Source organism: Mycolicibacter minnesotensis, from assembly GCF_010731755.1.
Taxonomy (GTDB): domain Bacteria; phylum Actinomycetota; class Actinomycetes; order Mycobacteriales; family Mycobacteriaceae; genus Mycobacterium; species Mycobacterium minnesotense.
Genome location: NZ_AP022589.1, coordinates 1,974,447 through 1,999,066, shown reverse-complemented (window position 1 = coordinate 1,999,066; position 24,620 = coordinate 1,974,447). Strand labels below are relative to the sequence as shown.

Below are 24,620 nucleotides of genomic sequence, written 5' to 3'. Positions count from 1 at the left end.
GTGACGCCACGACGCAGACGGGTAGCGCAGTCGCTAGCGGCACTGCTGTGCAGCGCCGTCGTCGCCTCGTCGGTGGCGGGCTGCGGCACCAGTGGTCTGGACGCCCTGCCGCTGCCGGCGCCGGGTATCGGCAGCGGCGGCTACCTGCTCACCGCGGTATTCGCCAACGCACTGAACCTGCCCGGGCACGCGAAGGTGAAGCTCTCCGGCGCCGATGTCGGCCAGATGGAGTCGATGGTCGCCCGCAACTACACCGCGGTCACCACCCTGCGGATCATGGATGGCGTCCGGATTCCGTTGGGCAGCACCGCAGAATTGCGCTCTGCTACGCCGCTCGGTGACGTCTTCGTGGCGATCAAGTTGCCCACTCAGGTCGATCCGTCGGCGCCACTGCTCAAAGGTGGCGACACCATCGGGTTGGACTCGACCGCATCGGCCGCCACCGTGGAATCGGTGCTGAGCTCTGCGGCACTGCTGGTCAACGGCGGCGCCGTGCAGAACTTCACCAATCTCGTCAACGGAGCCGGTAAGGCGACCGGAGATCAGGGCAAGGCGTTCGGAAAGCTGCTGGGCCAGTCCAACGATCTGTTGGCCAAACTCAACGCCCGCTCGACCGAGATCGAATCGGCGCTTCGGGAGACCAGCCGGCTTGCCGATGCACTCGACTCACGCAGCGCCGCACTCACCGACGTGCTGAACGCGGCGGGCCCGGCGACCGACACCCTGGCGGACAACACCAGCCAGATCGCCGATCTGGTGGAGCAACTGGGAGCAACCAGTCGGCAGTTGTCCCGGTTCCCGTCGATCGCCGGGACCGACGACTCGGGGCACAGCTTCATCAAGGACGCCAATGTGCTGGCCGGCGCCTGGAACGATGTGGCGACCGACCCGAACACCAGCCTGTACGCCCTGAACAGGTTGATGGCACCGTTCATCAAGATGATGCCCAACGGCGGCGCATCGGTTCACGCCAGCATTGACCGCTTGGTGTGGGGGTCGATGCCCGACGCCGGGTTCAAGGGCGACCCCGCGTTTCACGGCCCCAAGCGCTACGACTGGGCCAAACTGGCGGGCTCGATCAAATTCACCCTGTGGCGGTTGCAGGAGCGTGTGGTCGGTCGCGGACCGGACTCCGACATGGGGCAGGCCCCGTGGATGGCGGTCGGTCCCCCGATACCCCCAACCCCAGCAGAGATCGAGGCCGCGGCTGGTGAGCCCGGTCCACCGGGACAGGGGCCGACACCATGATCGACGCCTTCAGCCGCCGCATCGTTGCGCTGGTCCGGGCCAGCTATCAGCGGAAGAATCTGCTGTCCACCCTCGCGTTGGCCACCACTTTGGTGGTAGCCATCGGCTACCTGTTGGTGGGTGCGCTTCAGGTGAACCCGACCCGGTCGACGTACCAGATCACGATCGCGCTGCCCGATTCCGGCGGACTGCTGGCCAACCAGGACGTCTCGGTGCGCGGCGTGCCGGTGGGACGGATCGAGTCGCTGCGCATCACCAGCACTGGAGTCGACGCGGTCGCCAACATCGCCTCCACGGTGAAGATCCCCGCCGCCAGCGCGGTGCGGGTCTCTGGCCTGTCGGCGGCGGGCGAGCAGTACATCGACTTCGTGCCCCCGTCGAGTTCCGGGCCATTTCTGGCGGCCGGGAGCGTGGTCGCGCGGGACCAGGCGACCACCCCGATTCCGATGTCGCAATTGCTCGCCGACGCCGACGGCATGCTGGCACAGACCGATCCGAGCAAACTCGAGCTGATCAAGAAGGAACTCAGCCTGTCCGGCGAGGGCCCGAGCAAGCTCACCGACATCATCGACGGTGGCTCATTCCTGATCTCCACCCTGGACGCGGTATTGCCCGAGACGGTCAGCATGCTCACGTCGAGCCGTGTCGTTCTCACGATGCTCAGCGATGTCAACAACGGCTTGGCCACGACATCGGGCAACCTGGACAAGGTGCTCAAAGGCATTACGCCGATGATCGGTGGCTACAACCGCCTCGTGGATCAGGCCCCGGCGATGTTGTCGGAGGTTGACGGACTGTTCGACGACAACTCCGACACCATGGTCGGTCTGCTCGGAAACCTGGTCACCACAGCGCAGCTGCTCTACGTCCGGACCCCGGCCCTCAACGCACTGTTCCCCAACTACCGGGGCTCGACGGTAGAGGCCATCGGTACGGCGATCCGCGAGGACGGGCTGTGGGCGACGGTCGACATCTACCCGCGCTACGCCTGCGAGTACGGCACTCCCCGGCGGCCTCCGTCCCAGGCGGACTACCCCGAGCCCTTCCTGTACGGCTACTGCCGCGACACCGATCAGTCCGTACTGGTTCGTGGTGCCCACAATGCCCCCCGCCCGCCCGGTGACGATACGGCCGGGCCGCCCTCCGGCGCTGACCTGGCGGCGACCACCGACCCGACTCCCAAGGGCCGCTACACAATTCCCACCCCGTATGGCGGTCCGCCACTGCTGATCGATCCGCCACGCTGATGCCCGAGGAGACCGTGCGGTGAGCACCGCTGACGAACCCGCCGCCGAACCGGCCGATGAGGCCGCCAAAGACGTTGCGCCGCTCTCTGGTGAGTCGAAGGCGAAGGCCGTCGAAGAGACGACCGAGGCAGTGCTGGCTGTCGTAGGCAGGCTTTTGGTGCGGCTGGTTCTCCGATTTGGCTACGTCGTCTCAGTCATCGTCGTCTTCACCTTGGTCGCCGGACTCGGCTGGCAGCTGTGGCAGCAACATCGGACCTCCGCGGCGGAGTCGGCTGCTCAGGATGCCGCCGTGAACTACGCCCAGGTGTTGACCAGTATCGACTCCACCAAGGTCGATGACGACTTTGCCGCCGTCCTCAATGGTGCGACCGGCGACTTCAAAGACACCTACACCAAGGCCAGCGTGCAACTGCGGCAACTGCTGATCGACAACAAGGCCACGGCACGGGGCACCGTGGTGCAGTCGGCGGTGCAGTCGGGCTCGCGGGATGAAGTAGTGGTGCTGCTGATGGTCAACCAGGCGGTCACCAACACCAATCGCCCGGATCCGCGCGTGGACCGCACCCGGATGAAGATGACGATGCAGAAGGTCGACGGCCGGTGGCTGGCGAGCAAAGTCGAACTGCCCTAGGGAGGCAAGCTATGTGGGCGCCCCGGCTATTGGCGGGTATGGTCGCCGCGGCAGGTGCACTGTCGGTGGCACCTGCGGTCAGCGCTTCGGCGCCGTCGTTCTGCAGCGGGCTGGGCGGCAATTGGGACGGTCAGTACTGCACCACGGACGTCCACTCCGAACGGCTGGCGACTCGCTATATCCGGATGGCGGTGCCCGGTGATCTCGTCGACCACCCCGTGGCCGGTCCCCCTATCCGCGACTACCTGTCCAAGCTGTTCACCAATTGGCGCAGCAAGGGCGCCTCGATGGTCGCCGACAGCTGGGGCAACGAGAACTACGACATCTTCCAGCACGGCAGCGCGCTGACCGTGGTCTTCCACGAGGACTATCACTCCGACGGCCCGTACATCAACAACGCCTACCGGACCTTCACTTTCGACATGGGTGCCGGCGGACGGCAGCTTCAGCTGGCCGACATCACCAAGCCTGGGGTGGACCCGCTGGCGGCCATCCCCCAGCTGGGCGAGCCCTACATCGTCGATGCTCTGGACCGGGCATTCTGGGAGCACCGGCCCGGCGACTACCCCTTCGTTCCGGAACGCTTCACGCCCGACAAGGTCTTCTCCGGTGGCTACCGTTCGTGGGCGCTCACACCTGACGAGCTGATCCTGTACATGCCGGATTACCCGGTAAGCCACGACAGCCCGATCCAGTACAACCAGATGCAGTGGTACATGGACGGCGGCAATGTCCAGGCGCACATTCCGCTGTCGGCGCTCAGTTCGATTCTGCGTCCGGAGTACGGCGGGTCCTGATCGGCTGACGGTCAGCCGTACCGAAACAACGCCAGGCTCGTCAGCACCACGACGCCCGCAATCGCTATCACCGGCGCAACGAAGAGATGCGTCAAGGTCGCACCGACGATCGCCCCGAAGATCATCACGAAAACCACCGTGTACCGCAGCCTTTGACGGCCCCCGCCACCACCGGCCAGCCTGCTGTCCACCCCGATGCCGACGATGGTCGACGTGAGCACCGTGGTGTAGAGCTCTTGGACACCGAACTGGCGGGCCGTGGAGTTCTGCACTCCGAACGCCACCGCCAGTCCGACCGTGAGGACCAGCTTGCTGAATCCGTCGTAGTGCAGCACACCCGCTCCGGCCAGCCCGGCCAGCGCCAGTAGCAGGGCGGCCTCTAGGCCCAGCGCCATGGTCAGCCAGCGACGCGGGTCCTCTTCACCGAAGATCCGGAACAGCCGCCCACCGATGACCGCACCCGCGAGGAACCCGCCGACCGCGACGATCGCAGCGGTCAGATCGAAACCGGTACCGGGAACGAACAGGAAACCCAGGAAGATCGCATTGCCCGTCATGTTGGCCACGAACACGCGGCCCAGCACCAGGACGCTCACCGCGTCGACGAGCCCGGTGGCAAAAGTCAGCAACAGTAGTGCGACTACGGTGCGCCGTTGCGACAACGGCGACGCTATCGGCATGCTCCCCCGCTACCTTCTCGAAAGAGCCTGCGCTCAACCCTGCAGACGCGGGGTCAGATCCAACGAGGTGATGGTGGGCATCCGGGTGACGACCCACCGGTTCTGGTCCCGCTTCATGTACAGCCGATAGGTCAGGTACTTGATCTGCGGAATCGATCTGCTCAGTTCGCTGGTCGCGGTGGTGTTGGTGTAGACGATCACCGTGGCTTCGGGCCCATCGAGTGTCTCGACAGCCGCGCCGACGATCTCGGTGCTGTCGGTGACCTTCGCCTGCTTGTTGCTGTCGGCGATCGCGTCGATGAACTTCCGGTACTGGGCTTCCAAGTCACCACTGAGGTAGACCGAAGCCCGGTCGGGCAGGGTGTCCATGTTCTCCGGGGTGTAGTTCCACAGCGTGTGGATCGCCCGGGCCGCCGTCCGGGCGATGTCAAGCTTGATGGCCACCTCGGCTCGGTCGATCAGATAGGGCTGCGCCGCGCCGGCGGCGAACGCGGCAGCACCCACGAATGCCGCCGCCGACACCACACCAGCCAGCCGGATGCCGAGTTTGCGCCGGGCAGGCGGCTCGGCTGCCGGTGACGCCTCATCCTCGTCGGACTCAGGCTCCGGTTGGGCGTCCAGCTCGCCGTCGTGGTCGTCGCCAGCCTCGTGCAGCTGGTCGCCGTCCTCGGCGATGGGTTCGACGTCTAGCCCGGAGGACTCGTCGGTCACAGCACCTGGTTCAGACTGCTGATCTTCCACTGGTCCCCTTCCTTCTCCGCCGTTGCGATCCAGCGCGTCGCCACCTTGACGTCCTGCTTGCCGTCCGGCGACTTGCCACTGTTCTCGACCGCCACGAGCATGTTGACGGTGCCATCGTCATTCCACCGTTCGACACCTGCGGCGGTCACTATTCCCGTGGTCGGTTCGCTCCGCGCGACCGCCACCAGGATCTGATTGGCCTTTTCCTCGTACTGCTTGGCGAAATCACCCGTGGCATGTTCCATAACCGCCTTGAGATAGTCATTGGCGTGAAACGGATCCGGCGAGGTGAACATCGTCATAAACGACTCGACCGCCGCCAGGGCCTCGACATTCCTGACCGCCACCCGCCGCTGGTGTTCGTGGGTGACCAGGGTCAGGGCACAGACCGCAAGCGCGGCGACAGTCGCCGCCAATGCACTGGCGATCACTACCGGCAGCCGGCGACGCCGCTGCACCACCTGGCCGGCGAACAGTGGCTCGCTGGGTACGGGGCGGCGCGGACTCATCTGTCCCCCTCGGCCGGAAGCGGCTTACTCACCACGGCTAGATCATCGACCTGCCACCTACCGGCACTCTGCAGGAATGCCACCCGGACGGAAGCACTGATCAGGCGTTCCTTTCCGGCTTCCCCCCGCTGTCCCTGGAGGAACAGCAACATGGAGGCACGGTGCGGCGCGGCGTCGAGAACCGCCGCATCGGTGACCCGATAGAAATTCGGGACCGGTTTGGCGTCACGGATCGCATCCTGCTGGGGGATCAGTTGCTGGCGGTACTTCTCGGTGGCCAGCGACTGCGCGCGATCGAAGTCCTCCTGCAGACTCTGCGGATCGTAGGACAACATGTCCGCGACGATCTTCGGACCCTGCCGGGAGATCTCGCTACGGGTCAGATCCGACTTGTGGTCGCGCTCGTAGACCACCGTGTAAACGGCGGTAGCCGCCAGCAGCGTCAGGACGGCCGCGCCGACAAAGGCCCCCACCGTCAGGGACCGAATGTTATTCGGGGCGTGCCGCCGCGACACCGCGCGCACCTCGGTCCCCGACACCATGTCGGCGAACGTTCTACCCCGGCGGTCCCGCAACGGCCAGAGCCAGCCGAGCAGAATCGGCACCGAGTCCAGTAGGTGCGCCACTTCGCGCAGCAGCAGCCGTACTGCGCCGACCGAGGTGGCCGACCCGTCGCCCGGGCGCACCACTTCGATACCCGTCGCGGCCCGGCCCAAGCTCCACCCCGTGATCACCGGAAGCAACAGTCGGTTGGCCTCGGTCGCCAGGAACGCCAAGGCGCCGATGAGGGTGGCCAGCCACCACCAAGCGCCACCGAACGGGAAGCACAGGGCGGCCATGCCCATAGCCGCGATGACCGTCGCGCCCGGCACCAGATCAATGGCGAATGCCCTCGCGCGGGTCCTCCACGTGGCGGGCTCGGTAGCCACCGGCTCGGTCACTGGCTCGGCCACTGGCTCGGTCACTGGCTCGGTCACTTGGCCACCTGATCGAGCTTCCCGATGCGGTATTGCCCGTCCTCACGAATCATCTGGGCGCGCAGTCGATAGCCGACCTCTTTGCCCTTGGCCTCGATGTTGTCGGCTTTGACGCGGAACGCCACCAAGACGTCGATGGAACCGTCCGGGTTGTTGCGCTCTACCGCGGCGCCCATCTCGGTCAACTCGACATGGACCTTGGCAGCCTGATAAGCCGGCGGAAGAATCTGGGCGAACAGGGTGGCCTGAGTGCGAAACTCGCCGGCCGCGCAATTGAGCATCTTCTGCTGCGACAGCGACACATCGTCCGGGTCCGGCACCTGCGTCGCCAGGACACAGGCCTTGGCCGCCTCCAGGGCTTCGGCGTTGTCTAGGGCCAGCTGCTGGCTGGCGGCGTGCTCCCGCAGTCCGACCATCCCGGCAGCCACCAAGCCCGCGGCCAGCAGCAACAACAGCACACAGATCCCCGCCTGCTGGCGACGCCCGAGACGCGACGGCGCCGAAACGGCGTCTACCGCCGCCGGGTCGTTGGACTCCACCAGAGCGTCCTGCTCCGTGTCCACGCCCGCGTCTGCCGCGCCCTCAGCCGAGGTCTCTGCGGTCTGCTGGTCCTCGTCCGTGCTCAGCGGAACGGCGCCAGCATCCCCTTCCATGCGTCGTCTCCTAAGTTCATCGAGTTCTCGACGGAGTATTCGACGCCGTCTGGCCCCACCGCCTGGCCACTCTGCGGATTGTAGATCGCGGCTGGTCCCCCGCCGGGGGTATAGATGCAGGGGTTCGGTTGTTGACCGTTGCACTGCACGCTACCGGTACCTGGCCGCGATAGCGGGTCGCTCACCGGCTGCGGCGACGGCGGCACCATATTGGCCGGCAGCGGGTTCAGCCCGGTGTTGACCGACGGAGCCGGAATGACGTGACCCGGCTCGACCGGCTGGTCGCAGCGTGCACCCAGGGCCGGGCAGTTCCGGATCTGGTTCGGGTCGCCGTACCAGGGGTTGGTGCCCATCGGGACGTACGGCTTGTCGCTGCGGCAATCCTTGGGTGTCGCCGCCCGCTTACCCGGCACGTCAACACAGGGGATGTTGCGGACACCACGTACGGAGTTCCCCGGGGTGTCCTGCGGAATCCGGCAGGCGACATCCGGCAGTTCCGCCGGGCTGGTGTCGGCGAACGCCCGCCACTCCGACGCCGGCACAAAGCCAGTAAAGCAGGGCGGAGGCGAGTTCAGGCTCAGGCCGGGAACCGGCACCGGGAAGATCGGACCGGGGAACGCCCCCAGCGCAACGCCCATCGATCCTCGGCCGGGGTAGGTAGATGTCACGGTCTGGATGATCGAACCGGCCTGGGGAAGGAAGACCAGCACCTGCTCGGTGTTCCGGTTGTACCGCTTGGACATCTCCGTCAGGATCGCCATGTTGGCCATCAGCTGCGGCAGCGTGTCCTTGGTCTCGCTGAACACCGAGTGGACCTGGTCGGTCAACGGCGGCAGATCCGAGATGATGTGCTTGACGGTGTCTTCTCGGCTGGCCGCCTGACTGGCCAACACATTCAGGTTGCGCGCCCATTGGTGAATGGAGTCGCCCGACTCGGTCTGGCTCTCGATGATCGGCGCCGACTTCTCCACGATGTCGTTGACGTCGCCCAGATTCGCCTTGAAGTCGCCCACGATCGCCTGCGTCGCATCGACCAGACGCTGCAGTGACGGGCCCAGCCCGCCGACTGCCGTCGCCGTCTCATCCAGCAGAGCCGAGATCTTGCCCGTCGGCAACGCCGCCAACCCGCGGTTGGCGGTGTCCAGCGCCGGCCCGATCGCAGACGGGACGGTTCCCTTGGTGATCGTCTGGCCGGCCTTCAGGTACTGACCCTGATTGTCGGTCGACACCAGATCCAGGTACTGCTCACCGATCGCCGAAACCGAGTGCACGTTGGCGCTGGCGTCTACCGGGATCTTGTACTTGCTGGAGATCTGGAACGTGGCCTGGGCCCCGGACTCCGTCGGTTCCACGCTGGTGACCCGACCGATGATGGTGCCGCGGTAGGTCACATTGGCGGTCTTGTACAGACCACCGGCCTCGGGTAGATCCGCCTTCAGCGAGTACTGGCCCACGCCGGCCAGCGTCGGCAGCCGCAGGTAGTAGACGCCCAACACCAGCAGCGCCACCGCCGTCAGGACGCTGAAGATGACCAGCTGGCGCTTGATCTGTGGTTTCAGCAATTCCGGTCAGCCCTTTCCACATATGGACCGCCGGGTGCGGTAGCCGGGTTCGGCGTGTACCGAACGTCCGGGATCATCTTCTGGGGGTCGTGGCCGAAGGACTGCTCCAACGCTCGCAGCATTCCAGAGAAACCGGTTCCGGTCAGGATCGCGTTGTCGATGGCCGCGTAGCTCAGGTCCACCACCAGCGAGGTGTTGATGAAGTCGCCACGAACGGCCTTGAAGGCACCGTCGACGTGATACGGCGCGGTGATCATGACCTGCAGCAGGTCGGGCAGATACGGCGACGCTTTACGCAGTTCCCGTGCCGGGCACTGCATCGAGGTCAGCACCTGGTGCAGGTCGGACCGCGCGGGTGCAATCTGCTGGTTGACCTGCGTGCCCATCACGCCCAGCGCATCAACAGCGTTGATAAAGATCGCCTGCTGCGCGTTGAAGTACTTGAACAGCGGCGGGAAGTCCGTCAGGGCTTTGTCGATGCTGTCGTTGTGCGAACCGAAGTAGCTCAGCAGCCGGTTGCTGGAGTCGATCGCCCGAGTGATGTCTTCCCGCTGGTCGTTCAGACTGCCGATGAACGTGTCCAGCTTGGTCAGGAAGGCCCGGATCTGATCGCCCCGCCCATTGGACAGCGCCGCGAACTCGGTGGTGATGGTGTCCAGGTCGGACAACCCACCGCGCTGCAGCAGCAGCGCCAGCCCGGCCAGGGTCCGCTCGATCGTCGGGTAGGACGTCGAACTGCTCATCCCGATGGTGTCGCCGTTGCGGAGTTCACCCTCTGGGTTCTCCGGTGCCCGCAACTCGATGTGCTGGGAGCCCAGCAAGCTGGTCTGGCCGATCTTCGCGGTGGCGTTGCGCGGCAGGTGGACATCCCTGTTCAGCCGCAGCTTGAGTGTGGCGACCCAGTTCTTGAGCTCGATCCGCTCCACCGCGCCGACGAAGACGTCGGCGACCAGGACGCGACTGTTGCCGTTGAGCGCCAAGGTGTCGGGCACCTGCACGTAGACCGTGTAGGCGCCGGGTCCACTACCCGGTCCGCCGGGCAAGGACACGTTGGCGATCCCGCGCCAGCTGCTGCACGACGACAGCGTCAGGGCGGCCATCAGCAGTACCAGCGCCTGCAAGCCGCGGCGGCTGACCGTCTTCATCGCGGTACTCCGTCCCATTAGCCGTTACCTCGCGGTGCCAGCGGTACCGCGGGCCCGGGGATCACGTTCGGACCCGGCGGCGGTGGTGCGATCGGCGCCTGGCCAGCAGGCAGTCCGATGAACGGCAGCGGCCCGGCAGACTCGTCATAGGAGTTGGGCGGCCCAGGAGGCGTCTGGTACTGGGAATCGACCGGTGCCGGGTCGGGTCCGCCCATCAGCTGCGCCAAGGACTCCGGGGTGAGCAAACGCGCGGTGTCGTGGCCAGGCTCCACACCTTGCATACCCGGCGCGGTGATCCAGCCCGGCTGGGTGTTGCGGTGCGAGGTTGGGGTGTCGGGCACCCAGATGCCCGGGACGGTTGTGTCCTTGTACCCCGGAGGCGGCTGCAGGCGCGGCTCGGAGTAGGCGATCTCTTTCGGCGTGGTGTACGCGCTGTTCCAGATGTTGATACCGAACGGCAGGTAGTTGAACTTGATCGCGTCGGCCACCGGTGCCAGGTATTCCGCACACAGTTCCGCGGAGTCCTGGTAACCCAGCCGGCTGCCGGCCTGGATCGCGCTGCACAGGAACTGCATCGGGTTCGCGAAGTTCGCGATGACCGGGTTGCTGAGCACCATGCCCTGTGCCGGGTGGTAGATCTCGTCCACGCCCGCCAGCACGTTCGGCAGGATGTGCAACGCGGTCTCGAAGCCCTCCAGCGCCTCGGGCTGGGTGATCGCCGTCGTGACCTCTGCCACGTTGTTGATGCTTTGCACCAGCGGCTTGGCGTTCTGGTTGAGGAACGCCTTGATGATCGTCATGGTGGCGTAGAACTGGTCCGTCGCAGTCGCCAACGCCTGGTCGGTGCTGTTCAGGTTGCTGGTGAACTTGGCCAGATCGTGGTTGAGCGCGACGAACTGCTGGTCATTGTGGTCAAGTGCCTTGACAAACAGCGACAGGCTGCGCACCACCGCAAAGAAGTCGCCGCGACCCTTGTTCAGCGCGGTCAGCGCGGAGGAGAGGCTGTCGAAGGCGGTGTTGATCTCCGAACCCTTGCCCGACAGGCTGTCGGCGAAGGTCTCGATGGCTTCACCGATCGGGCCCTTGGGCTGCTCGGCTGTCGGCCCGAGCTTGTTGATGATGTTGGTGACATCGTTGCGCAGGGTGTCCCATTCGACCGGGATCTCAGTGCGCTCCTCGGGAATCACCGCTTTGTCGGCCAGCACCGGCCCGCCCCGGTAGGGGGGCTCAAGCTGGATGGTCCGCGATGCCACCAGGGTCGGGTTCAAGATGATCGCCGAGGCGTCGGCGGGCACCTTGTACTTGTTGTTGTAGTGCAGGGTGACCTTCATCTGGTCGCCCGCCGGCTCGATCTTGTCGATCGCGCCCACGCGAACACCCATGATCTGTACCGCGTCACCGGGGTACAGCGCGTCGGTCTGCGGGAAGTAAGCGACCACGGTGGTGCTGTTCAGCTTGCGGAACAGCTGCACCCCGCCGAGGCCGGCCAACAGCGCAAGCGCCAGCAGCAGCGATCCGATGATCACCGTCTTGCGCGAACGCTCGGGAAGCTGCCGGTTACGAATGTCAAAGATGGTGCTCACGGGCGTTCACTCCCTCGCGCGCCACCGCCGCCACCGGGCGTGCTGTTGCCACCTTCGCCCGGGGTGATGAACGGTGCGGGTAGTTGGTTGCCGGGTCCGGGCGGCGCCGGAGGTCCGGGGGCCAAGGGTGCCGGGGGCGGTGCCGCGCCCGGGTTGGCCGCGGCCGGGCCCGCCACCGGGCCCATGGGCTCGGAGCGTCCGCCGGGGTTGGCGTCGGGCATCGGAACCGGAGTGCCCGGCACCAATGGCGGCGTCTCACCCGGACGACCCGCGATAGAGATGCCCGGCGATGACGGGATGCCATCGGGGTTCGCCGGCGAGACCAACACGTCGGTCGGGCCGGGGTACGGTCCGCTTCGTCCGAACGGGCCGTCATTCGGGTCCAGGTTGGCGCACGGCAGCGGGTTGCCCGGGGTCGGGAACATGCCCGCGGCAGGTGCGTAGGAGCACGGCGATCCCGGCGCGACTGCGGGCCCCGGGTGCTCGGGCGTGCCCTCGATCACCTGCGGAGCAGGCGGCGGCGCACCGTTGGCGAACCGGGTTCCGTTCGGGTCCGGGTAGCGGAATTCGGGCAGGCCGGAGTTGCGCCAGAATTCCTCGGGCGAGATGCCGCGCTTCTTGAACGCCGCGTCGACCCACGGCTGCAGGATCCAGTACGGGATCAGGTTCAGGGTCGAGACTTTGAAGTACGGTCCCGATGCCATCGCCTCGTTGACGATCGTCAGGTACCTACCCAAGATGGTGAACATCTCCCGGAGGTCATCCTGGCGCCGGACCAGCATGCCGGTGATGTTGGAGGCCTCTTCGAAGACGTGGTTCAGATCCAAGCCCGGGTTGTCCCGGACCAGGCCCTGAACCTGTTCGCCGAAGTACGCGATGTTGCCGAGCAACGCCGAGATCGCCTGGCTGCGCTGGTTGACCGCGGCCGACAGTGTCTGGGTGTTGCGCAGCAGCGCATCGATCTGCCCGCTGCGGGCGCCGACGACGCTCGCGATCTGGTTGCTCTGTGCCAGCAAGTGAGTGATCTCGTCGTCACGCTTGCCGATGGTGTCGGAGAACTTCGCGACACCATCCAGCGCGGCGCTCAGGTCGGGAGAGGTCTCCTCGACTGTTTCCGAGAGCACCTTCAACGACTTCTTGACCGTGTCGATGTCCCAGCCGGAAGCGGCCTTGGTCGCGTCGAAGACCGCGTCGTAGAGCTGATAGGGCGTGGTGCTCTGGCCCAGCGGCAGGACCGCTTGCGGGGCGATGCGGTGCTCGCCCTTCGGTTCGATCGACAGGACCTTCTTGCCCAGGATGGTGTCGGTCTTCACCCCGATGATGCTGTCGCTGCCGATCGGGTTGGCCCCGACCGAGAACTTCACCAGCACGTGGTCGCCGGCGATGGACAGGTCCTGGACCTTGCCGACGTCCACGCCCGAGATGCGCACCTTATCCCCGGCGGTCAGGCCGCCGGTGTCGGAGAGCTCTCCGAAGTAACTTGGCTCGGCGAAAAGCATCGGCACCGTGGTGAAGGTCTGCCCCACCAGAGTTACCAACGCCAGCGTCGCGACGCCGATAATGCCGATCCGTGCCCGGTTGGGCGGTTCGAGAGTTCTCACTGGGGCGTGCACCTCCCCGTCGGCTGCTGCCACAGACGAGCGTTTCGGATCGGGCCGCCGGGTTGCAATCCAGGAAGCTTGATGGTCACGTCGCAGAGGTAGAAGTTGAAGAAGTCACCGTAGACGCCGGTGCGCCCGATCAGCTTCATCGCCTTGGGAATCTTCTGCAGAATCTGGTCGACATCGTCGAGCCGGTCGGGCGGCTCCGGACCGGCCACCGGGAAGATGCTGTGCAGCTGCTTCCGGTTGTCGGCCAGTAGGTCTGCCAGATTGCCTGCGGCGTTACCGAACTCGGCGGTGCCGTTCGCCAGGCCGGTTGCATTGTTGTTCAAACCCTTGACCAGTTTGTCGAAGTTGTCGACTGTCTCGTCGAAGGTCTGGCGATGCCGGACCGCGGTGTCGAGAACCACGTTCAGGTTCTTGACCACTTCACCGATGGCTGCGTCCCGGTCGGCGATGTGGGCAGTCAGCTGAGCGGTCTGCTCGAGGATGTCGTTGATGGTGCCGCCCTGGCCCTGGAAGACCGTGACGATGGTAGACGCGATGGTGTTGATCTTTTCCGGGTCCAGTGCGCGGAACACCGGCTTGAACCCGCCGATCAGCGCATCCAGGTCCAGCGCCGGCTCGGTACGGGAGGCGGGGATGAAGCCGCCGATGGGCAGCCGCTGGTCGGCGCCCTCGCCGTCGCCCCGCTTGAGCTCCAGGTACCGGTTGCCGATGAGGTCGGAGTAGCGGATCTGCGCGGTGGTGGACTGAAACAGCGGCAGCGAGCGGTCGACGTCGAAGTCCACCACTGCCCGACGTCCACCGTCGACCAGCCTGACCTTCTTGACCTTGCCGATCTCCACGCCGGAGGCACGCACGAACTGGCCCTGACGCAGGCCGCTGGCGTTGCTGAATTCGGCGGAGTAACCGGCCGTCCGGTCGAACCGGATCTGCCCGAAGACCACGACGAGTCCGACCGTGAAGAGCAGCAGCACCGAGCCGACGGCGCCGAGTTTGAGGGCGGTTCTGGTGATGTTCATGGGTTAATCGTGTAATCCCCGACTTGGCGACCCCAGACGTAATCAATGGCCAGGGGCGATCCGGTATCAAAGTGGTTGTAAGGCGCTTGGCTGACTCCTGTGTCGGCCACCAGGTAAGGCGCCGGCCAGAAGTCGTGAGTGATCTCCTGCCAGCAGCCCGGCGCACCGCCGGGGCCACCGCGAGCGTTGTAACGCGGCAGGTTCTCGGGATAGATGTACGGGTTGGCCGGTCCGACCAGCTCACTGTTGGTAGCGAGCGAGTAGCCGTCGCCGCCGAGGAAGTCGTAGACCTTGGGTGCGCCCTCGGCAAGGTTGCGGATGGCGCAGAACAACTCGGGGCTGTACTCGTCGAGCAGCGCCGACACCGGGACCAGGTCGGAGAACTGTGCCCGGAAGTACGGCCCGAACCGCTCCGTGACGTCCGCCCCGAGGTTGCCCACTCCGGCGGCGCCCAGCAGTGCGGCGTCGAGCTCCTTCTGCTGGTTGGTGATGGTCTTGACGGTCACGACCGAGGTGTCCAAGAACCCGACCAGGTCCGGTGCTCCGTCGGCGTAGATCTCGCCCAGGTTGGCGAAGCCCTTGAGGTCGCGGCGGAAGGAGGGCATCCGCGCGTTGACGTCATCGAGGACCTGGTTGCCGTTGACCAGCGATTGGCCGAGCTTGTCGCCCAACCCGGTCAATGCCTCCGCCGCGGCATGCAGCGTCAGATTCAGCTTGATCGGGTCGATGTGCTCCGAGAGGTTGTTGACGGTCTCGAACAGGGTGTTGAGTTCCGTCGTCACCGACGTCGCGATGATGCTCTTGGTGGTGATGCGTTCCCGCGAAGGGTGCTCGGGCGCACTCAGGGACACGTACTTGTTGCCGAACAGCGTGGTCGCCATGATGTCGGCTTTGACGTTGGACGGAATCAGCTTGATGTACTTGGGGTTCACGTCGAGGGTGAACTTGGCGGCCGGCTTGTTCTCGTACTCCGTCGGCGCAATCTCAGCGACGCGACCGATCTGGACACCGTTGTAGGTGACGGGTCCGCCCGGGTCCATCACCAGGCCGGCGCGCGGAGCCACCATGGTCAGCGACGTCGTCTTGGTGAAGGCGCCGCGGAACTGGCCGTAGACCAGTCCTCCGATCAGCGCCAGCACAGCGAAGGTAACCACGCCGGCCAGCTTGAACGGCGGCTTGTGCACTCTGTTCTGCTTCCCGGTTGCCATGCGCGTCACATCGTTAGGTTGAAGTTGGGGTTGACGCCGTAGAGCGCCAACGCTGCGAGCAGCACCACCGTGGGAACGGTGATCAGCGACAGCCTCATCGACTGACCCACCGCGGCACCGACGCCGACCGGGCCACCACTGGCTTTGAAGCCGTAGTAGCAGTGCGTCACCATGACCACCACCGCGATCAGGATGGTCTCGATGAATGACCAGAACACGTCGTCTGGCCGTAGGAATGTTCGGAAGTAGTGCTCATAGGTGCCCGACGACTGCCCGAAGAACAACGTGGTGACGATCTGCGGCGCGGCGAACGCCATGATCAGGGCGAGCGCGTAGAGCGGGATGATCACGGTGAAGCCGGCGACCACGCGGGTAGACACCAGGTACGCGATGGAGTTGATGCCCATCACCTCAAGGGCGTCGATCTCCTCGCTGATGCGCATCGCGCCGAGCTCGGCAGTGGCGCCCGCGCCGACCGTCGCCGCCAGGGCGATACCGGCATTCACCGGCCCGACCACGCGGACGTTGACCAAGGCCGCGGCGAAACCGGTGTAGGTCTCGACGCCGATGTTGCCCAGCGAGGTGAAGCCCTGGATGGCGATGAGTGAGCCGCCGGCCAACATCACGAAGCCCATGATGGCGACGGTGCCGCCGATCACGGCCATGGCGCCGGTGCCCATGCCCAATTCGGCTACGAGGCGCAGGGTCTCGGTGCGGTACCGGCGCAACGCCCAGGGGATCTCCCGGAGCGCGGTGACCGAGAACCAGCCGAGCCGCCCACTCCTTTCGAGCCCCCGACCGGCCATCCCGACATAACGCTGGTAGTTCGCAACCAGCCCGGGAAAGCGGCCCCGAACTACTGCCGATGTCGACATGTCAGGTCCCCGTTCCGAACTTCACGCCGATGGTGGTCAGCACCACGTTCACGGCGAACAACGCAAGCACGCACAGCACCACGGTTTCGTTCACGGCGGTGCCCAAGCCTTTGGAGCCGCCGCGAACGGTAAGTCCCCGGTAGCAGCCGACCAGGCCGGCGATGAGTCCGAACACGCTCGCCTTCACCGTCGAGATGATCACCTCGGGCAGGCCGGTGAGCAGGGTCAAGGTGGACAGGTAGGCGCCGCCGGACACGTTCTGCAGGTAGACACCGAACAGGAAGCCGCCGGTCAAGCCGATCACGATCACCAGGGCGTTGAGCAGCAGAGCCACCACAGTCGCGGCGATCACCCGGGGCACCACCAGCCGATGGATCGGGTCGATGCCGAGCACCTCCATCGCGTCGATCTCTTCGCGGATGGTGCGGGCACCGAGGTCGGCACAGATCGCGGTGGAGCCGGCTCCGGCGACCACCAGCACCGTGACCAGGGGCCCCAGCTGGGTGACCGCGGCGATACCCGCCCCGGCACCGGAGACGTCGGCGGCACCGAACTGCGCCAACAGGATATTGAGCGTGAAGACCAGGAGCACCGTCAGTGGTATCGCGACCGCGATGGTCGGAATGATGGCGACGCTGGTGATGAACCAGCCCTGCTGCAGCGTCTCGCGCCATTGGAATGGCCGCTTGAACAACGCGCGGGCGGTGAGCGCACACATTCGGAAGAATCCGCCGACCATGATCAGCGGCGGCAGTACTCGATCCCGGAGGAAGTCGGTGACGCGAGGACGCGCTGGAGCCGTCACACCACCCCCCTCACCAGAAATCCCGCCGCACGACCCAGCAAGGAACCGCGTCGCACAGTGTCTTCTCCCGTCGGTCGATCAGCGAGACCCGCGTCACCTTATATGCCCGAAGTGCCCTTGGCGACCATCGGACCATACCTGATGGATCGGTGAGAAGGGCATCGAACGGGCGGAACCTCGGCGGGCTTCCTACCGGACAGTAACGTGCCGCCACCTCAGTAATCGCTGCTGCCTGCGGCATCGCCCGGAGCGTCGGCCTACTCGGTTCCCGGCGCGGAACCGAAGTGAATCCGCAATTCGGTTTTGAGTACCTTGCCCGCCGGGTTACGGGGCAGGGCCTCAACGATTTCGAGCGCCTTGGGGTGCTTGTAGCGGGCCAGCCGCGCGGTCAGGAAGTCATCGAGGTCGGCCAGCGAGAGACCCGGCCGGGAGACCGCGGCGACGGCCACCGGAACTTCGCCCCACCGTTCGTGGGGACGCCCGATCACGGCGACCTCGGCGATGTCGGGGTGATCCGAGAGCGCGTTCTCCACTTCGGCGCAGTAGACGTTCTCCCCGCCGGAGATGATCATGTCCTTCTTACGGTCGACCACCCAGACGTAGCCGTCTTCGTCCATCTTGACCAAGTCGCCGGAGTGGAACCAGCCACCGGCGAAGGCCTCGGCGGTGGCCTCCGGCTTGTTCCAGTAGCCGCTCATCAGGGTCGGTGCGCGATAGACGATCTCACCCACCTCCCCGACGGCGACGTCATTCATCTGTTCGTCGACGACCCGAGCAGACACCGTCGGGATGACGGTTCCGACCGAACCCCGCTTTCTGGTGGCGTCCTCGCCCAGCAGGATGCAGGTCACCGGTGACATCTCCGTCTGCCCGAACGCTGCCAGGATCTTGGTGCCGGGGAACGTCTCGGCCATCTCACGCAGCTGCGCATCCGAGGCCGGCGCCGCACCCCATGACATGGTCCGCAACCGGATGTCGCGCGGGTTGGCCTTCTGTTGGGCGCAGACCGCCTGCCATTGGGCCGGCACCAGGAAAATGCCGGTGACCCGCTCGGCGGCCAGCACATCAAGCAACTGGCCGGCGTCGAAAGCACCGAGGGGGTTGATGACGGTCGGGATTCCCAACCACATACCGGGCAGCAGATTGCCCACGCCGGCGATGTGGAAGAAGGGCACCCCGATGAACGCCACGTCGGCGATCCCTGTGCCGGAGGTGTGCAACGCGGTCATGGTCTGGCCGACCAGGTTGGTGTGGGTGAGCACCGCGCCCTTGGGCAAGCCGGTGGTTCCCGAGGTGTACATGATCAGCGCCGGTGAATCGTTGGGAATGTCCACCGGCTGATGCGCCTCGCCGGTCTCGTTGATCAGGTCTTCGTAGCCGAGCAGGCCCGCTGCCTCGTCGGCCGGAGCGCCGGCCACCACGATGTCGTTCAGGATCTCCGGCACACCGGCCAGGCCTCGGACGCCCGTCGCCACCGGAACCAGGGCCGGTTCGGTGATCAGCACCCTGGCCTCGCAGTCGGTGACCAGGTAAGCGATCTCCGGCGGGGTGAGACGGAAATTGACCGGTACCGCGATCCCGCCCAGCATGTTCGCGGCCAGCACCGATTCGACGAATTCGGTGCGGTTGAGCATCAAGATCATCACCCGATCACCGGCGCGGACCCCGCGCCGGTGCAGCGCGTCGGCCAGCGCGCCGACGCGGGCACGCAGCTGCGCCCAGGTGGTGGTCTGGCCCAGGTACCGCAAGGCTGGGGCGTCCGGCTGCATCAGTGCGTGCCGGTCCAGCTGATTGACCCAGTTCTGGCGACGAGCGCGGTAGGGCTGTTCAGCGGGATCGACGGTTGCGTGGCTCAATGAAGTTCTCCCGCTTCGTGATGACGACGCCGACCGGCATCGACCCGACGCTGAGGCTAGCGTGCGGCCAAGTCTTCGGCGCGCCGTTTGAGATTGTCGGCCAGATAGTCCAGAGCGTTGCTGAAAGCCTTCTTGAGCATCGGCTTGGGCACCGCCATCTCGGTCTCGATGTTCATGTCGACGGTGAGCAGTGTGGTGGGCCCGATCTCGACAACCGAGAACAACTGCTCCTGCTTGCTGAACAGGTCGCCCTGCTGGAGCACGGTCTGGATCTGAGTGGCGCTGGGGTAGTAGACGGCCTGGATGAAGGTGCCGTCGAAACCCGAGTAGGACGCGTCAAGCCGTAGCTGGCTCGGCCTTCCGTCGTCGTAGCGGGCCAGCACCCAGATCCCTTTGACCTCTTCGTTCCACTGCGGGTACGCCTCGAAATCCGCCACGATCCCCATGATCGTGGCGGCATTGGCAGCGACTTCGACGGTCTTGCTCACGAGCGGCACCCGCCGAGCATAGCCATCGGCGAAACGGCCGCCGAGCTAAACCTGGGCGGTGCTCAACAGTGCGCGAATGCCTTCGGGGATCGGCACCGGTCGCCGGCTGGCGCGATCGACGTAGACGTGCACCCAGTGCCCGATCGCGGCCGCGGGGGCGGCGGCGTCGCCTTCTGGAGCGCGAAACACCGCCAGTCGGTAGGTCACACTGCTGCGGCCCAATCGGGTCACGGCCAGTCCGACCGCGAGTCGGTCGGGAAACCCGAGTTCGCCCAGGAACCGGCACCCCGACTCGGCAACCACCCCCAGCTCAGGCATCGCGACCGGGTCGACCTCGACGTGGGCCGCGATCCAACCATTGATCGCGGTGTCGAACAGCTGGTAGTAGACCGCGTTGTTGAGGTGGCCGAACATGTCGTTGTCCGCCCACCGGGTCAGCACCGGCCAATGCACCGGAAAGTCGTGGCTGGTCAATCCTTCCGGCGTAGGCGGGACCGCAGCGTCCGAACTCATGGTTGTATTCCAGCATGACCACCATCCGCGGGGCGGTGCTGGAGCGGATCGGGGCGCCTCGCCCCTATGCCACGTCCCGCCCGTTGACCGTGGCGGAGGTGGAACTGGACCCACCCGGTGACACCGACCTGCTGGTGCGCATCGAGGCCGCCGGAGTCTGCCACTCCGATCTGTCGGTGGTCGACGGCAACCGGGTCCGGCCGGTGCCCATGCTGCTCGGCCATGAGGCCGCCGGCATCGTGGAAGCGGTCGGTGCACAGGTGACCGGGGTGCGGCCTGGGCAGCGGGTGGTGCTGACGTTCTTGCCGCGCTGCGGCCACTGCGCGGCGTGCGCCACCGACGGCCTGGCGCCGTGTGAACCAGGCAGCGCCGCCAACGGCGCCGGCACCCTGCTCGACGGCGGGCTGCACCTGCACCGCGCCGGCCAGACCGTCTACCACCACCTCGGGGTCTCCGGGTTCGCCACACATGCCGTGGTCAGCCAGACCAGTGCCGTGCCGGTTCCCGACGACGTGCCACCGACCGTGGCCGCGTTGCTGGGGTGCGCGGTGTTGACCGGAGGCGGGGCGGTACTCAACGTCGGCCGGCCGGCACCGGGAGACACCGTCGCGGCGATCGGGCTCGGCGGAGTGGGGATGGCCGCGGTGCTGACCGCCCTGGCCCACGACGGCGTGCAGGTCCTCGCGATCGACCGGCTGCCGGACAAGCTGGCCACCGCCACCGCGCTGGGAGCGCACCGCACCTACACCCCGCAGCAGGCACTGGACGCCGGGGTGCGCGCCCCCGTGGTGATCGAGGCGGCGGGTCATCCCGCTGCGCTGGAGACTGCGATCGGTCTGACCGCACCGGGCGGGCGCACCATCACCGTCGGCCTGCCACCGCCAGACGCCCGGATCAGCGTGTCCCCCCTGAGCCTGGTCGCGGAGGGTCGCTCGCTGATCGGCAGCTACCTGGGTTCAGCGGTACCGGCGCGCGACATCCCACGCTTCGTGGAGTTGTGGCGGGCCGGCCGTCTGCCCGTGGAACAGCTGGTGTCGGCGACCGTGCCGCTCGAGCAGATCAACGAAGCCATGGACTCCCTCGCCGACGGCGTCGCGGTGCGTCAGATCATCACGTTCGACGGACCCTGATCGCACTCCCGGGGCGGTTCACCATCAATCGGGCGTGACAGATGAGCCGATTTTTGTAATGTGTGCGCCATGAGCTCCAGCGCGGGGGACACCCCCGCCGGTTCCACCAGGCAGCGGATCCTCGCGGCCACCGCCGACGTCCTCGGGCGCAGTGGGACGACCAAACTCAGCCTGTCCGAGGTGGCCTCCCTGGCCGGGGTCTCCCGCCCCACGCTGTATCGATGGTTCCCCTCCAAGGAAGAGCTGATCACGGCGTTCTCTCGCTACGAGCGGCACATCTTCGAGAGCGGGATGACCCGCGCCACCGCGGGACTCAAGGGCACCGAAAAGCTTGACGCCGCCCTGCGTTTCATCGTCGATTACCAGAAGTCGTCGACGGGAGCCCGAATGATCGACATCGAGCCCAAACAGGTGCTCGCCGATTTCTCCCGCATCATCGTGCCGATGAGCCAGGGCCTACAGCGGATGCTGTCCGGTCCGGATGCTCCGGTGAAAGCGGCCGCCGCGATTCGGATCGCCATCTCGCACTACATCATTCGCAGTGACGACACCGATCAGTTCCTCGCCCAGCTGCGTCAGGCAGTCGGCATCAAGCATCGCGACTAATCGTCGAAGAGCACCGCGGCATTGAGGTAGCCGGTCGGATCGAACGCGGTCTTGATCGTTCGCATGGCGGCGATGTCGTCGGGACCGCGCGACATCGCCAGGTAGGCCCGCTTGCGGCTGCCCACCCCGTGTTCGGAACTGACGTTTCCGCCGCAGTCGGCGATCAGTTTCATCATCGCCGCGTACAGGCCCGGCTCGGCGGCGGTCGAGCAACGCAGCACGTTGAGGTGCAGGTTGCCGTCGCCGATGTGGCCGAACAGCACCGGAATCGCCTCCGGTGCGTGCTGCTGCGTCACCGCACTCGCGGTCGCGGCGAATCCGGCGATTCCGGCCAGGGGCAGGGACACATCGAACTTCAGCGGCGGCCCGAATACGCCGAGCACGTCGGCTATAGCCTCGCGCAGCCGCCATAGCCGTTGTTGGGCAGCAAGGTCCACGCCCACCGCGGGCGCGTCGCAGGAGCGCACCCGCGGCAGCAGATCGGCAAGCCGATCGGTTTGGTCGGTGTCACCGGTCAGTTCCACCAGCAGCAGCCAGTCACCCCGCACCGGGCTTGGGATCCCGAGCCGTTCGCCGGTCAGCGCGGCGACACGGGCGTCGATCAGCTCCAGCGCGGCGATGCCGTCGAGGTCGCGACAGATACGGGCCGCATCGACCAGGTCCGCCAGATGCGCGAAGCCGCAGACTGCCGTGACCCGGTGGGCTGGGCGGGGATGCAGTCGCAGGTCCAGTCCGGTGATGACGCCCAGGGTGCCTTCGGCCCCGACGAACAGTGCCGGTAGGTCGTAGCCGGTGTTGTCGGAGCGCACCGCGCTGTGTCGATGCAGGCACGTGCCATCCGGAAGCGCCACCTGCAGGCCGAGCACCTGCTCGCCCATGTTGCCGTAGTGCACGGTGTGCAGCCCGCCGGCATTGGTGGAGGCCATTCCTCCTACCGTCGCGGTATCCCGGGCGGTCAGGTCGACACCGAAGATCAGCCCGGCATCGGTCGCCGCCCGCTGCACGGTCGCCAAGGTGGCACCCGCGCCCACAGTCACCCGGCGCTCGACGACGTCGACCTCACCGACGGCGTTCAGCCGCTCGGTGGACAGCAGCACGTCGTCGTTTTCGGGGACGGTGCCGGCCACCAACGAGGTGCGCCCACCCTGGACGGTGACGTGGGTGCCGGCGTCGCGGCAGAGCCGCAGCACCGCGGCGACTTCCTCGGGAGATCCGGGCCGCACCAACGCACTCGCCTGGCCCCGGTAGCGGCCGGTGTAATCGACGCTGCGCGCGGCCAGCACGTCGGGATCGTCCGTGACATAGGCGGGGCCCACCGCCTCTGCCAACCGCTGCGTCAGGTTCACCCCGGTGGGCCCAACCGGGCTCGGTCCCTGCAACGACCGGCTGGCCGTCACCGTCTGATCTATCGCGGTTTTCCAGACCTTCCTGCGATACACCATGAATCGATACTCCTCGTCGTCGAAGGTGTAGACGGCCAGCTCGTTCCACCTCAGCGGGGGCTGATTGCGGAATTTCGGCCAATCCAGCGACACGTAATCGACCGCCGACAGCGGAATCAGTCCCGGTTCCCTCTCGATGTTCAATAGGTGCGGTTTGAAAAACAACGATTCCGACGTCAGGGTGAGCCTGCCCCCCACCCATTCGATTCCACGCTGCAAACTCGCAATACCAGTTTTGATAACAACACCGCCAGGCTGACTCATGACCAGAAAATAACCGACACCCACGTCAACGGCCGGCGCTGATTGCCCCATCGCATTCCTCGTCAGGTGGCACGATACTGACGACATGACCACCCGCGAAGACGTCTCGTTTCGATCCGGCGCGGACCGCATCAGCGCCTGGCTGTACCGCCCGGCGGACCCCGACCCCGACGGTGTGCCGCTGCTGGTGATGGCACACGGTCTCGGCGCGGTGCGCACCATGCGCCTGGACGCTTATGCCGAGCGGTTCGCCGCGGCCGGCTACGCCTGCCTGGTGTTCGACTACCGCAATTTCGGTGACAGCGGCGGCGCTGCCCGCCAGGTACTCGATGTGGGTCTGCAACTGGCGGACTGGTCCGCCGCGGTGGACTTCGCGCATACCTTGAGCGACGTCGACCGGCACCGAATCGGCTTGTGGGGCACGTCGTTCGGCGGAGGCCATGTGATCGCCACCGCGGCACGCCGGCCGGTGGCCGCGGTGGTGGCGCAGTGCCCGTTCACCGATGGGATCGCCTCGGCGCGCACGATACCTCCGTTGACCACCGCGCGGATCAGCCTGCTGGCGCTGCGGGATCTGGCGGCTGCCCGGCTCGGCAAGCCGCCCGTGCTGGTGGCTACCGCGGGCCGCCCCGGCGAGGTCGCCTTGATGAGCACGCCCGACTCCTATCCGGGCTACCTGAACCTGGCACCCCAGGGCCAGACCCTGCGCAACGAGGTCGCGGCGCGGATCGGGATGAAGATCCTGGGCTACCGGCCGGGCCGGCTGGCCGCCAAGGTGCAGTGCCCAATTCTGTTCTGTGTCTGCGACACCGACTCCGTCGCCCCGCCGGGACCCACGCTGCGGTACGCCGCGAAGGCACCCCGCGGCACCATCAAGAGATACCCCCAAGGCCACTTCGACATCTACGTCGGGGATGCCTTCGAACGGGCAATCGCCGACCAGCTGGAGTTCTTGGACCGGCACCTCAAGACCGCGGGGAACTGAGCGGCAGCGCGTCACCGCACCTGTCACACCCCCGCTCTAGAATCGAATG

At 66.3% G+C, this 24,620-nt stretch carries 24 protein-coding genes; 7 read left to right on the top strand and 17 right to left on the bottom strand.

Annotation, left to right across the window (positions count from 1 at the left end):
- From G6N09_RS09270 to G6N09_RS09255, 4 genes are read left to right on the top strand one after another with little or no spacing between them, the layout of a single operon-like run.
- The gene (locus G6N09_RS09270; RefSeq protein ID WP_083027684.1) at positions 1–1,248 is read left to right on the top strand and encodes an MCE family protein; all 1,248 of its coding nucleotides are present in this window, start codon (positions 1–3) and stop codon (positions 1,246–1,248) included.
- Positions 1,245–2,495: an MlaD family protein gene (locus tag G6N09_RS09265; RefSeq protein WP_083027685.1), complete on the top strand. Its 1,251-nt coding sequence runs from the start codon at positions 1,245–1,247 to the stop codon at positions 2,493–2,495. Before G6N09_RS09270 ends, G6N09_RS09265 begins: the two co-directional genes overlap by 4 nt.
- Positions 2,496–2,514: 19 nt before the next feature.
- The gene (locus tag G6N09_RS09260; protein WP_083027686.1) at positions 2,515–3,126 is read left to right on the top strand and encodes an Rv1363c family protein; all 612 of its coding nucleotides are present in this window, start codon (positions 2,515–2,517) and stop codon (positions 3,124–3,126) included.
- A gap of 11 nt (positions 3,127–3,137) precedes the next feature.
- On the top strand, positions 3,138–3,923 hold the full coding sequence (locus tag G6N09_RS09255) for a mannan-binding family protein (RefSeq protein WP_083027687.1): 786 nt from the start codon (positions 3,138–3,140) through the stop codon (positions 3,921–3,923).
- Between the two features lie 11 nt (positions 3,924–3,934).
- Here the strand turns inward: G6N09_RS09255 and G6N09_RS09250 are convergent, their stop codons facing one another.
- The 16 genes from G6N09_RS09250 to G6N09_RS09175 form a co-directional block, all read right to left on the bottom strand.
- On the bottom strand, positions 3,935–4,603 hold the full coding sequence (locus G6N09_RS09250; RefSeq protein WP_083027688.1) for a YoaK family protein: 669 nt from the start codon (positions 4,601–4,603) through the stop codon (positions 3,935–3,937).
- A gap of 33 nt (positions 4,604–4,636) precedes the next feature.
- A complete protein-coding gene (locus G6N09_RS09245) occupies positions 4,637–5,344 on the bottom strand; it encodes a mammalian cell entry protein (protein ID WP_083027689.1) in 708 nt (235 codons plus the stop codon).
- Complete coding sequence (locus G6N09_RS09240) at positions 5,311–5,853, bottom strand: Rv1363c family protein (protein WP_083027690.1); 543 nt, start codon at positions 5,851–5,853, stop codon at positions 5,311–5,313. The genes G6N09_RS09245 and G6N09_RS09240 overlap by 34 nt, the downstream gene beginning before the upstream one ends.
- The gene (locus tag G6N09_RS09235) at positions 5,850–6,830 is read right to left on the bottom strand and encodes an RDD family protein (RefSeq protein ID WP_234807107.1); all 981 of its coding nucleotides are present in this window, start codon (positions 6,828–6,830) and stop codon (positions 5,850–5,852) included. Before G6N09_RS09235 ends, G6N09_RS09240 begins: the two co-directional genes overlap by 4 nt.
- Positions 6,827–7,483 carry an Rv1363c family protein gene (locus G6N09_RS09230; protein ID WP_083027691.1) on the bottom strand — a complete coding sequence of 219 codons (657 nt, stop codon included), beginning with the start codon at positions 7,481–7,483 and terminating at the stop codon, positions 6,827–6,829. The genes G6N09_RS09235 and G6N09_RS09230 overlap by 4 nt, the downstream gene beginning before the upstream one ends.
- Positions 7,453–9,045 (bottom strand): MCE family protein, encoded by a 1,593-nt coding sequence (locus tag G6N09_RS09225; protein WP_083027692.1) that lies wholly within the window; start codon positions 9,043–9,045, stop codon positions 7,453–7,455. The genes G6N09_RS09230 and G6N09_RS09225 overlap by 31 nt, the downstream gene beginning before the upstream one ends.
- Entirely contained in the window at positions 9,039–10,190 is a 1,152-nt protein-coding gene (locus G6N09_RS09220; RefSeq protein ID WP_083027727.1) for an MCE family protein, read from the bottom strand. Before G6N09_RS09220 ends, G6N09_RS09225 begins: the two co-directional genes overlap by 7 nt.
- 17 nt (positions 10,191–10,207) lie before the next feature.
- Positions 10,208–11,773, bottom strand: a complete 1,566-nt coding sequence (locus G6N09_RS09215; RefSeq protein ID WP_083027693.1) for an MCE family protein — start codon at positions 11,771–11,773, stop codon at positions 10,208–10,210.
- Positions 11,770–13,374, bottom strand: coding sequence for an MCE family protein (locus tag G6N09_RS09210; RefSeq protein WP_083027728.1), 1,605 nt, complete (start codon positions 13,372–13,374; stop codon positions 11,770–11,772). The genes G6N09_RS09215 and G6N09_RS09210 overlap by 4 nt, the downstream gene beginning before the upstream one ends.
- Complete coding sequence (locus tag G6N09_RS09205) at positions 13,371–14,399, bottom strand: MCE family protein (protein ID WP_083027694.1); 1,029 nt, start codon at positions 14,397–14,399, stop codon at positions 13,371–13,373. The genes G6N09_RS09210 and G6N09_RS09205 overlap by 4 nt, the downstream gene beginning before the upstream one ends.
- On the bottom strand, positions 14,396–15,607 hold the full coding sequence (locus G6N09_RS09200) for an MCE family protein (RefSeq protein ID WP_083027695.1): 1,212 nt from the start codon (positions 15,605–15,607) through the stop codon (positions 14,396–14,398). The genes G6N09_RS09205 and G6N09_RS09200 overlap by 4 nt, the downstream gene beginning before the upstream one ends.
- Positions 15,608–15,612: 5 nt before the next feature.
- Positions 15,613–16,482 carry an ABC transporter permease gene (locus tag G6N09_RS09195; RefSeq protein ID WP_083027696.1) on the bottom strand — a complete coding sequence of 290 codons (870 nt, stop codon included), beginning with the start codon at positions 16,480–16,482 and terminating at the stop codon, positions 15,613–15,615.
- 1 nt (position 16,483) lies between these two features.
- Positions 16,484–17,221 (bottom strand): MlaE family ABC transporter permease, encoded by a 738-nt coding sequence (locus G6N09_RS09190; RefSeq protein ID WP_109559016.1) that lies wholly within the window; start codon positions 17,219–17,221, stop codon positions 16,484–16,486.
- Between the two features lie 323 nt (positions 17,222–17,544).
- Entirely contained in the window at positions 17,545–19,143 is a 1,599-nt protein-coding gene (fadD5, locus tag G6N09_RS09185; RefSeq protein ID WP_083027698.1) for a fatty-acid--CoA ligase FadD5, read from the bottom strand.
- Between the two features lie 56 nt (positions 19,144–19,199).
- The gene (locus G6N09_RS09180; protein ID WP_083027699.1) at positions 19,200–19,640 is read right to left on the bottom strand and encodes an SRPBCC family protein; all 441 of its coding nucleotides are present in this window, start codon (positions 19,638–19,640) and stop codon (positions 19,200–19,202) included.
- A 36-nt stretch (positions 19,641–19,676) separates the two neighbouring features.
- The gene (locus G6N09_RS09175; protein WP_083027700.1) at positions 19,677–20,144 is read right to left on the bottom strand and encodes an acyl-CoA thioesterase; all 468 of its coding nucleotides are present in this window, start codon (positions 20,142–20,144) and stop codon (positions 19,677–19,679) included.
- Between the two features lie 14 nt (positions 20,145–20,158).
- Here G6N09_RS09175 and G6N09_RS09170 point away from each other — a divergent pair, with 14 nt between their 5' ends.
- Entirely contained in the window at positions 20,159–21,274 is a 1,116-nt protein-coding gene (locus tag G6N09_RS09170; protein WP_083027701.1) for an alcohol dehydrogenase catalytic domain-containing protein, read from the top strand.
- Between the two features lie 69 nt (positions 21,275–21,343).
- Complete coding sequence (locus tag G6N09_RS09165) at positions 21,344–21,880, top strand: TetR/AcrR family transcriptional regulator (RefSeq protein WP_083027702.1); 537 nt, start codon at positions 21,344–21,346, stop codon at positions 21,878–21,880.
- On the opposite strand, the gene G6N09_RS09160 is transcribed toward G6N09_RS09165, so the two are convergent.
- Complete coding sequence (locus G6N09_RS09160; RefSeq protein WP_234807109.1) at positions 21,877–23,220, bottom strand: FAD-binding oxidoreductase; 1,344 nt, start codon at positions 23,218–23,220, stop codon at positions 21,877–21,879. The two genes, G6N09_RS09165 and G6N09_RS09160, sit on opposite strands and share 4 nt — an antisense overlap.
- A gap of 451 nt (positions 23,221–23,671) precedes the next feature.
- Here G6N09_RS09160 and G6N09_RS09155 point away from each other — a divergent pair, with 451 nt between their 5' ends.
- Positions 23,672–24,571 carry an alpha/beta hydrolase gene (locus G6N09_RS09155; protein WP_083027703.1) on the top strand — a complete coding sequence of 300 codons (900 nt, stop codon included), beginning with the start codon at positions 23,672–23,674 and terminating at the stop codon, positions 24,569–24,571.
- The last annotated feature ends 49 nt before the right edge of the window (positions 24,572–24,620 follow it).